Below are 12860 nucleotides of genomic sequence, written 5' to 3' on the forward strand. Positions count from 1 at the left end.
GTGCTTATCCCTCAGACTTGTAACCCTGCTCGCTGGCCCGCGGATCGGGCCAATCGCGCCATACCGGTTCAACACCGCCAGGAAGCCAGAGCTTGCGTCCCAGTTCAATCCAGGCGCAGGGCTGATGAAAATCAGACCCCTGGGACGCCAGTAACTGATAATCGCGAGCGTAACCCGCCAACGTCGTTCGTTCCTGCGGTGACTGCTGGCATTGAGCCACCTCCATGGCGTCGCCGCCAGACTCGGCGAAATGGCTCAATAAGCGTTTCAGCCATTTAGCCGAGAGCTGGTAGCGTCCAGGATGAGCCACCACCGCCTGGCCGCCGGCGAGGTGGATGGCGTCAATTGCCTCTTCTATTGTACACCACTGTGGCGGCACATAGCCGGTTTTCCCCCTTGACAGGTACTTTTTGAATATCCCGGCCATATCGCTGGCCAGTCCCAGGCTGACCAGATAGCGGGCGAAATGCCCGCGGGTGACCAATTGATCCTGGGCATAACGGTTCGCCCCGGCCCAGGCATCGGGGATCCCGGCGTGAGCCAGGCGTTCGGCGATAGTGCGGGCCCTGACCAGCCGCTTTTCCCGCTGGGCCGCCAGCAGCGCCTCTATTGCCGGATGATCGGCAGTGATATTAAGCCCGACGATATGGATTTCGTGATTTTCCCAGTGGGTGGAAATTTCTGTACCGCAAATCACCGCCAGCGAGCTACCTTGGGCCGCTGCTTGGGCTTCGGCTACGCCGGCGACGGTATCATGATCGGTAATAGCCAGCACATTCACCCCCATGGCAATAGCGCGATCCACCAGCTCTGTCGGTGTCAGCGCCCCGTCCGATGCCGTCGTATGGCTGTGCAGATCATAGAGGGTGAGCAGTGAAGAAGTGGAATGTGAGCTGGTCAAAAGACGTTTACCTTCTGGTGGATAACCCCCATAGCATAACGTCAATTTCCTTCAGGACGTATCGGTTAAATTAATTACCCTTTTAATCGCCTATCTGTTGACAATCCATTGCCGAACTAGTTTACTAGTACACAGTTGAAACCGGGAGAGAACGATGATGGCATACCAAACTAAGAATTTGCTTCGCTGGTGGCGCACTTCCGTTTAGCGGGTGGTGTTATCATGCGTTGCTGTCATCAGACACGGCAAGATCCCAGAAGCCCGCTTAATCAGCGGGCTTTTTTAATGGGCGATAATCAGGGACATAAAAAATGAATACCAGGCAAAATTACGTTACTGTTCTCCAGGCACAGGCTCCTTATCGTGATGATCCGACAGCGATATTCAACCAGCTTTGCGGTGCACGGCCCGCTACCCTGCTGCTGGAATCGGCATTGGTCGACAATAAACAGAATCTGCAAAGCCTGATGGTGGTTGACAGCGCCCTGCGCATCACCGCCCTCGGACAGCGGGTTACCCTGCAGGCGCTGACCGGCAATGGCGCCGCGATGCTTGAATTGCTGGATGCCGCCCTGCCGCCGGAGGTAGACGTAACAGTCCACCCTTACGGTCGGGAACTGGTATTTCCCGACATCACTCAGCCGATGGACGAAGATGCCCGCTTGCGTTCATTGTCGGTATTTGATTGCCTGCGACTGATTCAAACCCTGCTTGTATCCCCTGAACATCAGCCTGAAGCGGTGTTTCTCGGCGGGCTGTTTGCCTATGATCTGGTCGACGGTTTTGAATCCCTGCCTGCGCTGTCCCAGGAAAGCCGTTGCCCCGACTATTGCTTTTACCTGGCTGAAACCTTGCTGGTACTCGATCATCAGCAACGTAGCTGCCGCCTTCAGGGCAGTCTTTTCAGTCAGAGCACCGCTGAACAACAGCGCCTGCAGTCCCGTCTTGAACAATTACAGCAGCAGTTGCAGCAGGCTCCGGGGCCAATCCCTCATCAGGTGATTGAATCCATGTCGCTGGAATGCAATCAAAGCGATGAAGAATATGGCGCGGTGGTTCGTCGCATGCAGCAGGCGATTCGTGAAGGAGAGATCTTCCAGGTGGTACCGTCACGGCGCTTCTCTCTGCCTTGCCCCTCTCCGCTGGCCGCTTATCATCAGTTGAAGGACAACAATCCTAGCCCATACATGTTTTTCATGCAGGATAACGACTTCACCCTGTTCGGCGCCTCGCCGGAAAGTTCGCTCAAATATGATAAGAACAATCGGCAGATCGAGATCTACCCCATCGCCGGTACCCGGCCGCGTGGTCGCCGGGCCGATGGTTCACTGGACCGCGATCTGGACAGTCGCATTGAATTGGAAATGCGTTCTGACCATAAAGAGATGGCCGAGCACCTGATGCTGGTCGATCTGGCGCGCAACGATCTGGCGCGCATCTGTGAACCGGGCAGCCGCTATGTGGCCGACCTGACCAAAGTCGACCGCTACTCTTTCGTCATGCATCTGGTTTCGCGGGTGGTCGGCACCCTGCGGTCGGATCTGGATGTACTGCACGCCTATCGCGCCTGCATGAATATGGGCACCCTGAGCGGCGCACCGAAAGTGCGGGCCATGCAGCTGATTGCCGAAGCCGAAGGCAGTCGGCGCGGCAGTTATGGCGGCGCCATCGGCTATTTTACCGGAGAAGGGGCGCTGGATACCTGCATCGTTATTCGTTCCGCCTATGTAGAGGACGGGATGGCTACCGTACAAGCCGGTGCGGGCGTCGTGCTTGACTCGGTCCCCCAGGCCGAAGCCGACGAAAGCCGTAATAAAGCCCGCGCCGTACTGCGGGCGATTGCTACCGCTCATCATGCCAGGGAGGTGTTCTGATGGCTGATATCCTGTTACTCGATAATATTGATTCATTTACCTATAACCTGGTTGACCAATTGCGCGCCAACCATCACCGGGTCATGATTTACCGTAATCAGTTGTCGGCCCACATCATTATCGGTGAGCTGCGCCAGCTGGAAAAACCGGTGCTGCTGCTTTCTCCCGGCCCCGGCGCCCCCGCCGATGCCGGCTGTATGCCGGAATTACTGCAACAATTGCGCGGCCAGTTGCCGATTATCGGTATCTGCCTTGGCCACCAAGCCATTGTGGAAGCCTACGGCGGCCATGTCGGTCAGGCCGGTGAAATACTGCACGGTAAAGCATCCCTGATAGAGCATGACAACCAGGGCATGTTCAGCGGCTTGCCTAATCCACTGCCGGTCGCGCGTTATCACTCTCTGGTCGGCAGCCGCATCCCCGATAGCCTGACGGTCAATGCCCATTTCAATCAGATGGTGATGGCGGTGCGCAATGACAGCGACCGTGTCTGTGGTTTCCAGTTCCACCCCGAGTCGATATTGACCATACAGGGCGGACATTTACTTAACCAAACCCTGGACTGGGCGCTGGCATAATAAGGAATATCCAATGCACGATGTATTAGAAGCACTTTATCAGGGGCAACATCTGACCCGCGAGCAGAGCCAGCAATTATTCAGCGCCATTATCCAGGGACAGCTTGAGCCGGTACAGCTGGCGGCGGCGTTAATCAGTATGAAAGTTCGCGGTGAGCAGCCGCAAGAAATCGCCGGGGCGGCCAGCGCCCTGCTGGCCGATGCCCAGCCTTTCCCCAGGCCGGATTACCGCTTTGCCGATATCGTCGGCACTGGCGGCGACGGCAGCAACAGTATCAATATCTCTACCGCCAGCGCTTTTGTGGCGGCTGCCTGTGGTGCGCCGGTAGCCAAGCACGGCAATCGCAGTGTCTCCAGCCGCTCGGGTTCATCCGATCTGCTGGCGGCCTTCGGCATCCGGCTGGACATGCCGGCCGAACAGTCTCGTCAGGCGCTGGATGAACTGGGGGTGTGCTTTTTGTTCGCCCCGCATTACCACACCGGTTTCCGTCATGCCATGCCGGTGCGTCAGCAGTTGAAGACCCGCACCCTCTTCAACGTACTCGGTCCGCTGATTAATCCCGCCAGACCGCCGCTGGCGTTGATTGGGGTCTACAGCCCGGAATTGGTGCTGCCGATAGCCAAAACGCTGCAGGTGCTCGGCTACGAGCGCGCGGCAGTGGTCCACGGCGGCGGCATGGACGAAGTCGCCCTGCATGCCCCGACCCATGTCGCCGAATTACACCACGACCGCATTGAAAGCTATACGCTTACGCCGTCTGATTTCGGTCTGGATCCACTGGCGGCAAACGCGCTGCAGGGCGGCTCACCGGAAGAAAATCGTGACATTCTGGCACGATTGTTACAAGGTAAAGGCGAACACGCTCATGAATCCGCTGTTGCGGCAAATGTCGCCCTGCTGCTCAGGCTTTTCGGTCAGGAAAATCTTCGAGACAATACCCAACAGGCTCTGGAAGTGATTCGCAGCGGTAGCGCTTATGACCGTGTCACCGCATTGGCAGCAAGAGGATAAAAAATGCCGGCTCAGGTACTTGCAAACATCGTTGCAGATAAAAAAGTGTGGCTGGAGGCGCGTAAACGTCAACAGCCTTTGGCTGAATTCCAGTCTTTGGTCGAACCCAGTCAACGCAGCTTCTACCATGCATTAAGCGGCTCACGAACCGTCTTTATCCTGGAGTGCAAAAAAGCATCGCCTTCGAAGGGTTTGATCCGGGAAGATTTTGACCCAGCGGCCATCGCCGGGGTTTATCAGGATTACGCTTCGGCGATTTCAGTATTAACCGATGAGAAGTATTTTCAGGGAGATTTTGACTTCCTGCGTCAGGTCAGCGCTGTGGTGACCCAGCCGGTGCTGTGTAAAGATTTTATTATCGACCCCTACCAGGTTTACCTGGCTCGGTTTCATCAGGCAGATGCGATACTGCTGATGCTTTCAGTGGTAGACGACGAACTTTATCGTCAGTTGGCTTCACTGGCCCACAGCCTGGGAATGGGCGTGCTGACTGAGGTGATCAGTGAGCAAGAGCGCGCCCGGGCCATCGCACTCGGCGCCCGGGTGGTCGGCATCAATAACCGCGATCTGCGTGACTTATCGATCGATCTCGACCGCACACGCCATCTGGCCTCTCAGTTGCCGGCAGGCGTGACCGTCATCAGCGAGTCGGGTATCAATCGCTATAGCCAGGTGCGCGAGCTCAGCCATTTTGCCAATGGCTTCCTGATAGGCAGTGCGCTGATGTCTGAGCCTGACCTGAAGATGGCGGTTCGGAAGGTACTGCTGGGCGAGAACAAAGTTTGCGGCTTGACCCGGGCTGAAGATGCCCGCGCCGCCTTTGAGGCCGGCGCTGTGTATGGCGGGATGATTTTTGTGGCTGAATCTCCGCGATTTGTGACGCCGTCACAAGCAGCCGACATCATGGCAGGTACGCCGCTTAATTATGTGGCCGTTTTTCGCAATGCGCCGGTCGCTGAAGTGGCTCATATTGCAGCTGATCTCGCGCTTTATGCCGTCCAGCTGCACGGCAACGAAGGTAACGACTATATCCGGGAGTTACGCGCCGCCCTGCCGGCCAGCTGTCAAATCTGGAAAGCGCTGGACATGCGCACCCATCTGCCTGCCCGGGATTTGGCGCTGGTTGATCGCTATCTGCTGGACAACGGCGGCGGCAGCGGCAAGACCTTCGATTGGTCTTTGCTGGACGGACAACCGCTGGACAATGTGATGCTGGCCGGCGGCCTGGCCGCCGATAACTGCGTTGCCGCCGCCCAGTTGGGCTGTCTGGGACTGGATTTCAATTCCGGCGTGGAAAGCGCACCCGGAGTGAAAGATCATCGTAAACTGGAGACGGTATTTCAGACGCTGCGCGCCTGGTAACTACCGCCCGGATACCATTAAGAGAGCAGAACATGACGTTACTCAATCCCTATTTCGGTGAATTTGGCGGGATGTATGTGCCGCAGATTCTGGTACCGGCCCTGACGCAGCTGGAAGAAGCCTTCGTCAGTGCGCAGAGCGACCCGCAATTCCAGGCTGAATTCAGTGATTTGCTGACTCATTACGCCGGTCGTCCGACGCCGTTGACCCTGTGCCGCAATCTGACCGCCGGTACCCGAACCAAACTGTATCTTAAGCGTGAAGACCTGCTGCATGGCGGCGCCCACAAAACCAATCAGGTTCTCGGACAGGCGCTACTGGCCAAGCGAATGGGCAAAACTGAAATTATTGCCGAAACCGGTGCCGGCCAGCACGGCGTGGCCTCGGCACTGGCATCTGCCCTGCTGGGATTGAAATGCCGCATTTATATGGGTGCCAAGGACGTAGAACGGCAGTCGCCAAACGTGTTCCGCATGCGCCTGATGGGCGCGGAAGTCATCCCGGTACACAGCGGTTCCTCAACGCTTAAAGATGCCTGTAACGAGGCGCTGCGCGATTGGTCAGGCAGTTATGAAACCGCGCATTACATGCTCGGCACCGCCGCCGGCCCACATCCATTCCCGACCATCGTGCGTGAGTTCCAGCGAATGATCGGCGAAGAGACCAAGGCACAGATGAAAGAACGGGAGCAATGCCTGCCTGACGCGGTGCTGGCCTGCGTCGGCGGTGGCTCCAACGCCATCGGCATGTTCGCTGATTTCATTGATGAAGCCGGCGTGCGACTTATTGGTGTCGAACCCGGCGGCTTGGGCATTGAGTCCGGCCAGCATGGCGCTTCGCTCAAGCACGGTCGCCTGGGGATTTATTTTGGTATGAAATCACCGATGATGCAGTCTTCGGATGGTCAGATTGAAGAATCCTATTCAATATCGGCCGGCCTGGATTTCCCCTCGGTGGGTCCGCAGCATGCCTATTTGGACAGTATCGGCCGGGCGGAATATGTGTCGGTCACCGATGAAGAGGCCTTGGAGGCGTTCAAAGCGCTGTCGCGCCATGAAGGCATTATCCCGGCGCTGGAATCTTCCCATGCCCTGGCCCATGCTCTTAAAATGATCAAGGCTGAACCCGATAAACAGCAAATCCTGGTGGTCAACCTGTCCGGGCGCGGAGACAAAGATATCTTCACCGTCCACGATATCCTGAAAGCGCGAGGAGAGATTTAATGGAACGCTATCAGCACCTTTTCAGCAGGCTGGCCGAGCGTAATGAAGGCGCGTTTGTACCGTTCGTCACTCTGGGGGATCCCAATCCCGCGCTTTCGCTACAGATTATCGATACGCTGGTAGCAGCGGGGGCTGATGCCCTGGAACTGGGCATTCCCTTTTCCGACCCGTTGGCGGATGGACCGACGATACAATCAGCCACCCTACGCGCATTTGCCTCCGGCGTTACCCCGGCTCACTGTTTTGAGATTTTGACCGCGGTACGCCAGAAATATCCTGCATTGCCGATTGGCCTGCTGATGTATGCCAACCTGGTGTTCACCAATGGCATTGACGATTTTTATGCACGCTGCCAGGCCGCGGGCGTCGACTCGGTATTGGTTGCTGACGTGCCAATTGAAGAAAGCGCGCCTTTTCGAACTGCAGCCATGCGCCATGGCGTGGCGCCGATTTTCATCTGTCCGCCGAACGCCTCGGATGATTTACTGCGCGAGATTGCCTCATTTGGCCGCGGTTATACCTATCTGCTGTCCCGGGCCGGTGTCACCGGCAGTGAAAACCGCGCGCAATTACCGCTGGGCCATCTGGTCAATACGCTTAAGGAATATCACGCTGCGCCCGCTTTGCAAGGATTTGGTATTTCCGAACCTTCCCAAGTGCGTGAGGCCCTGGCCGCCGGTGCCGCTGGCGCTATCTCCGGTTCAGCGATAGTCAAGATTATCGAACGGAATATCAATGATCCGGCTATCCTGCTCAGTGAGCTTGGGGATTTTGTCAGACAGATGAAAGCGGCCACGCGCAACTAGACTGGCAATATTGTACTTTATCATCAACACTTGGAATGCGGCGCGCTACAGGCCTGGCCGCATTCCGGGTTTGATAAAATGACAAGAATGAACATCAAGGAGAGAACATGAAGATGTTGAAGACCGTAGCTACCCTGGCAATATCAGCCTTGTTGACCCTGGCGATAACCGGTTGTGCGCCGACAGCCAAATCTGAAGGCACCGGCGGCTACATCGATGACACGGTAGTAACCACCAAAGTAAAAACTGAGCTATTGCGCGATGAAACGCTGAAATCCCGCGAAATCAATGTCGAGACCTTTAAAGGCCGCGTTCAGTTAAGCGGTTTCGTCGGTTCCCAGGCGGAAGCCAACCGCGCCGTGTCGGTAACTCGTACCGTGAAAGGCGTGAAATCGGTCGAGAACGATATCAGTATCAAATAAGCGCCTGGGCCCGTATCGGCAGGCCGCGCCCTGCGTTGTCAGAAGCTTTCGGCCGATGGTGTCCGATACCGGCATTAAAAAATCCGGAAATGAAACCCTTTCCGGATTTTTGCATCACTCCAGCCGTGTTGCCGCTATGCTCGATAGCTAAACCGAAACGGCATCACTTATCGCGAAGGGTCATCACGCCTCCGGTTCGTCAACCACCACCTTCTTTTTAGCGGTAAAGTTGTAAATCACCATCAGTGCAAATACACCGGTGATTGCCAGAGTAATCATGCCTTTATCCATGAAATGCGCCATATTGCCCAACACGATCCCCACCACGCCAAAATCGGTGTCAGAGAACGTGGTATTGCTTAAACCCATCGCGCCCAGTACCGGCAGCAACGCCACCGGCAAGAAGGTGATAAGCACCCCGTGTGCAAAGGCGCCCACCATGGCGCCGCGTCTGCCGCCGGTGGCATTGCCGAATACCCCAGCGGTTGCGCCGCAGAAGAAATGCGGCACTACGCCCGGCAATATCAGCACCCAGTGCAGTTGGCCGAGGATAAACAGCCCCACCAACCCACCGATGAAGCTGAATATAAATCCTAACAGCACGGCATTGGGCGCGTAAGGATAAATGATCGGGCAGTCCAGCGCCGGACGGGCGTTTGGCACCAGTTTCTCAGAAAATCCGGTAAAGGCAGGCACTATTTCGGCCAAGATCAAACGCACGCCCTGCAGGATGATAAAGACGCCGGCGGCAAAGGTGATGGCCTGAACGAACGAGTAAACCAGGTAGTTTTGTCCGTTGCTGAACTGGCTCTCTACATACTCTTTACCGGCCGAAATCGACAGGATGAGATAAATCACCATCATGGTGAGTGAAATCGAGATGGTGCTGTCGCGCAAAAAACTTAGGTTTTTTGGCATATTCATCTCTTCGGTGGATTTCGATCCCTTGCCCACCAGTGAGCCTATCCAGCCCGAAAGCACATAACCAATGGTGCCGGTATGGGCTAACGCCACCTGATCATTACCGATGATTTTGCGCATATACGGCTGGGCCAGCGCCGGAAAAATAGCCATAAGCATGCCCAGCACCAGGGAGCCGGTATAAATCAGCTGTACCCCTTCAAATCCCGCCACCGATAAAATAATAGCCACCATACAGGCCATATAAAAGGTGACATGCCCCGAAAGATAGATGTATTTCAGACGGGTGAAGCGGGCGACGACAATATTGGCTACCATGCCGAAAGCCATTATCAACGTGGTCGAGGCGCCATATTTTTCTAGGGCAATGGATACCATAGCTTCGTTGTTAGGGATGATTCCCTGCACATCGAATGCCTGCTTGAATATATCGCCAAGCGGCGTTAATGAGCCCACCAGAACGGTTGCACCGCCGGCCAGCACCAAAAACCCCAGGATCGTTTTCACCGTGCCTTTGACAACCTCGGGGAACGGTTTTTTCTGCGCGATAAGACCGAATAACGCCACAAGTCCGACTAAAATAGACGGTACTTTCAGCACGTCGACCACTACCAATAAAAGGTCTTGTATAAACATAGCAACCTCAGCGGCATGATTTATAGATTATTATTTGTTCTGAAAATATTCACTTAGTTTAGTTTCCAGCTCTTTGATATCGATGATGCTGTTGACAATAATAAGCTTACTTTCAGGTAGGTTTGCGCTATAGGCAATATCACGACCCATAACAAATACATCGGCCGCGTCCGGTGTTACCGAACCCAGATCGGAGTGCTCGACTTCAGCTGTAATGTTCAAATTTTTAATTACTTTCTTGATGTTCATTTCCATCATAAAGCTGCTGCCAAGGCCTGCGCCACACACCGCCATAATTTTCATACTTTTACCTCTCAAGTGATATTAAAAATAAATCGTTCAGTTAACGCTGTTTACTACCGTGATTAACTCGGATTGACTGTGAGATGCAAATACCTGGCTCATTACATCATCATCTGACAGGAATTCAGCCAGTGTGGAAATCAACTCCACATGGCTGTTTTTATCCGGAGCGGCAAACATCACGATGACATCAACCGGATCATTCTCCTGAGAGCCGAAACTGATGCCGTTCCTAAGCTTTAGCAACGACAGACCCAGCTTAAGCGCCCCCTGTTCAGGACGCGCATGAGGCATAGCGATGCGCGGTGCGATAACAAAATAGGGACCCAGATCCTGCTTCCCTTTGATGATGTTCGCCACATAGTCTGCGGTGATGGTGCCGTCTTTCAGTAAAGGCTCAGCCACCAGCGCAATGGCTTCCTGCCAATCGACGACGGTATTAACATACTGGATACGCTCTTTATTTAGCCATGTTGTCAGATTTGCCATATCTCTACCTTTTCTCTGATGGGTCATATCCTGTTGCACTTAAGACAATGCCCGCCGGTGCATAATCCTCGCTGTTGACTACGCCAATAACGACCGGGCCGCCGTCAGGGCATGCTCCTTTGAAAAACCAAAATGCCTAAACAGCACTGATGCCGGTGCGGACTCGCCAAAGCTGCTCATGCCCAGCACTTTACCGTCCAGCCCCGCATAGCCACGCCAGTAAGCGTCAATACTGGCTTCTATAACCAGGCGTTTACGCACCGCCCAGGGCAACACGCTCTCACGCCAGGCCGCCGACTGTTGCTCAAAACGCTCAACACAGGGCATGGAAACTACGCGTATCCGGTTGCCTGCCTGGGTAAGTTCCTCGGCGGCATACATCGCCAGCTCCATTTCTGAACCACTGGATATAATGATCAGCTCAGGAGCGCCGTCACAATCGCGCAGCACGTAACCGCCTTTGGCGATGTCGTCAAGCTGACGGGGAGAACGGGGCTGCTGTTCCAGCGGTTGGCGGGTAAAAATCAGCGCGCTGGGACCCTGTTCACGTTCAATCGCCTGTTGCCAGGACACGGCGGCTTCCACCTGATCGCAGCCGCGCCAGGTCTCCATATTCGGCGTCAGACGTAACGCGGCAAGCTGCTCGACCGGTTGGTGCGTCGGGCCATCCTCACCCAGACCGATGGAGTCATGGGTATAGACAAAGATAGTCCGTATCTTCATTAATGCCGCCATGCGCACGGCGTTGCGCGCATATTCCATGAACATAAGAAAAGTCCCGCCATAGGGGATAAAGCCGCCGTGGAGCGCCAGCCCGTTCATAATGGCTGACATGCCGAACTCCCTCACCCCATAGGAAATATAGTTTCCCGAGGCATCATTCGGCGTGATATCGCGCGCCGCACTGTGACGGGTTAAATTTGACGGCGACAGATCGGCCGAGCCGCCCAGCAATTCCGGTATCCATTGAATAAACTGATTCAGCGCTTTTTGACTGGCTTGGCGGGTGGCCAGGTTAGCCGGATTGTCCTGTAATTGGCGAATATAGGCTTGGCTGCGTTCCGGCCAGTCAGCCGGCAGTTTTTTCTCACTGCGGCGCAGTAATTCTGCCGCCTCAACGGGATAACGCGCCTGATATCGGTCAAACAGCCGTTGCCACTGCTCCTGGACCGCGGCGCCTTGGGCCCGGGCATCCCAGTGGGTGTAAATGTCTGCAGGAATATCGAAGGCCGCATGGGGCCAGCCCAGCGTTTCCCTGACCAAGGCAACTTCGTCTTCACCCAGTGCAGAGCCATGGCTATCGTGGCTGTTGGCCTTATTGGGCGAGCCAAAGCCAATGGTGGTTTTACAACAGATAAGCGTCGGCTTTTGCTGTTCAGATCTGGCCTGGGTCAATGCCGCCGCCACCTGCCGGCTATCGTGTCCATCCACATTATCGATAACATGCCAGCCATAGGCACGGAAGCGGGCCGGGGTATCGTCGCTGAACCAACCGTCCACATGGCCGTCAATGGAAATGTTGTTGTCATCCCACAGCGCGATAAGCTTGCCCAATTTCAAGGTACCGGCCAGGGAACAGGCCTCGTGTGAAATCCCCTCCATCAGGCAGCCATCGCCCATCACCACATAGGTGAAATGGTCAATTACCGGTAATGATTCCCGGTTGAACTGCGCGGCCAGGCTTTTTTCGGCCAATGCCATGCCCACTGCATTGGCAATGCCTTGCCCCAGCGGTCCGGAGGTGGTTTCCACGCCCGGGGTGTAGCCGTATTCAGGATGTCCGGGCGTTTTGGAATGCAATTGGCGGAAGTTTTTCACATCGTCAATGCTAACGTCGTAACCGGTCATGTGCAGCAGCGAGTACAGCAACATAGAGCTGTGCCCATTGGAAAGAACAAACCTGTCGCGGTTTATCCAGCCCGGGTCCGCCGGATTATGCTTCAGGAACTCCCGCCACACTACGGTCGCCATATCAGCCATGCCCAGCGGGGCGCCGGGATGCCCTGAATTCGCTTTTTGTACGGCGTCGATACTCAGCATACGAATGGCATTTGCGAGTTGCTGCTGTTCCACGGTTTTCCCCTGTCTGGCTGGTTATTGGCAACAATAAGCCTGTTTACCGTGAAAAGCAGGCTGCCGGCCTGGCTGAACACCGATAAAAAGACCCATTGTTAATAGTGGTATGTACATGTTAGATTTGTATAGTCATCTTTAGAATGCACCTAGACGTGACTATACACAAGAGGTAAGCTTGCAAAGATGAGCAGACAGGAATGCTTTACCTAAAAGCTGTTAACTCGATCACATTTTCACGTAGATCGTGCCGAACACGG

At 55.1% G+C, this 12860-nt stretch carries 12 protein-coding genes and 1 other annotated feature; of the genes, 7 read left to right on the forward strand and 5 right to left on the reverse strand.

The window, feature by feature from the left end; all coding sequences use genetic code 11:
• Nucleotides 1-4 precede the first annotated feature (4 nt).
• Entirely contained in the window at nt 5-901 is an 897-nt protein-coding gene (gene rnm / locus EDC52_RS01210) for an RNase RNM (protein ID WP_131863438.1), read from the reverse strand.
• A 181-nt stretch (nt 902-1082) separates the two neighbouring features.
• Nucleotides 1083-1187 (forward strand) — a sequence feature (Trp leader region).
• Between the two features lie 25 nt (nt 1188-1212).
• Here rnm and EDC52_RS01215 point away from each other — a divergent pair.
• The 7 genes from EDC52_RS01215 to EDC52_RS01245 all read left to right on the forward strand — a co-directional run bounded on the left by EDC52_RS01215 (nt 1213) and on the right by EDC52_RS01245 (nt 8178).
• Complete coding sequence (locus tag EDC52_RS01215; RefSeq protein ID WP_131863439.1) at nt 1213-2775, forward strand: anthranilate synthase component 1; 1563 nt, start codon at nt 1213-1215, stop codon at nt 2773-2775.
• A complete protein-coding gene (locus EDC52_RS01220) occupies nt 2775-3353 on the forward strand; it encodes a glutamine amidotransferase-related protein (protein ID WP_131863440.1) in 579 nt (192 codons plus the stop codon). The genes EDC52_RS01215 and EDC52_RS01220 overlap by 1 nt, the downstream gene beginning before the upstream one ends.
• Nucleotides 3354-3366: 13 nt before the next feature.
• Complete coding sequence (trpD, locus tag EDC52_RS01225; RefSeq protein ID WP_131863441.1) at nt 3367-4365, forward strand: anthranilate phosphoribosyltransferase; 999 nt, start codon at nt 3367-3369, stop codon at nt 4363-4365.
• Between the two features lie 3 nt (nt 4366-4368).
• Nucleotides 4369-5727, forward strand: a complete 1359-nt coding sequence (gene trpCF / locus EDC52_RS01230) for a bifunctional indole-3-glycerol-phosphate synthase TrpC/phosphoribosylanthranilate isomerase TrpF (protein ID WP_131863442.1) — start codon at nt 4369-4371, stop codon at nt 5725-5727.
• A gap of 32 nt (nt 5728-5759) precedes the next feature.
• Nucleotides 5760-6950: a tryptophan synthase subunit beta gene (gene trpB, locus EDC52_RS01235; protein ID WP_131863443.1), complete on the forward strand. Its 1191-nt coding sequence runs from the start codon at nt 5760-5762 to the stop codon at nt 6948-6950.
• Nucleotides 6950-7756, forward strand: coding sequence for a tryptophan synthase subunit alpha (trpA, locus tag EDC52_RS01240; protein WP_131863444.1), 807 nt, complete (start codon nt 6950-6952; stop codon nt 7754-7756). Before trpB ends, trpA begins: the two co-directional genes overlap by 1 nt.
• 107 nt (nt 7757-7863) lie before the next feature.
• The gene (locus tag EDC52_RS01245; protein ID WP_131863445.1) at nt 7864-8178 is read left to right on the forward strand and encodes a BON domain-containing protein; all 315 of its coding nucleotides are present in this window, start codon (nt 7864-7866) and stop codon (nt 8176-8178) included.
• A gap of 183 nt (nt 8179-8361) precedes the next feature.
• On the opposite strand, the gene EDC52_RS01250 is transcribed toward EDC52_RS01245, so the two are convergent.
• The 4 genes from EDC52_RS01250 to tkt all read right to left on the reverse strand — a co-directional run bounded on the left by EDC52_RS01250 (nt 8362) and on the right by tkt (nt 12600).
• Nucleotides 8362-9735 carry a PTS ascorbate transporter subunit IIC gene (locus tag EDC52_RS01250; protein WP_131863446.1) on the reverse strand — a complete coding sequence of 458 codons (1374 nt, stop codon included), beginning with the start codon at nt 9733-9735 and terminating at the stop codon, nt 8362-8364.
• Nucleotides 9736-9765: 30 nt separating this feature from the next.
• Nucleotides 9766-10038, reverse strand: coding sequence for a PTS sugar transporter subunit IIB (locus EDC52_RS01255; protein WP_131863447.1), 273 nt, complete (start codon nt 10036-10038; stop codon nt 9766-9768).
• A gap of 36 nt (nt 10039-10074) precedes the next feature.
• The gene (locus EDC52_RS01260) at nt 10075-10527 is read right to left on the reverse strand and encodes a PTS sugar transporter subunit IIA (protein ID WP_131863448.1); all 453 of its coding nucleotides are present in this window, start codon (nt 10525-10527) and stop codon (nt 10075-10077) included.
• A gap of 78 nt (nt 10528-10605) precedes the next feature.
• Complete coding sequence (gene tkt, locus EDC52_RS01265; protein WP_131863449.1) at nt 10606-12600, reverse strand: transketolase; 1995 nt, start codon at nt 12598-12600, stop codon at nt 10606-10608.
• Between the last annotated feature and the right edge of the window lie 260 nt (nt 12601-12860).

The organism is Biostraticola tofi, from assembly GCF_004343195.1.
GTDB lineage: Bacteria > Pseudomonadota > Gammaproteobacteria > Enterobacterales > Enterobacteriaceae > Biostraticola > Biostraticola tofi.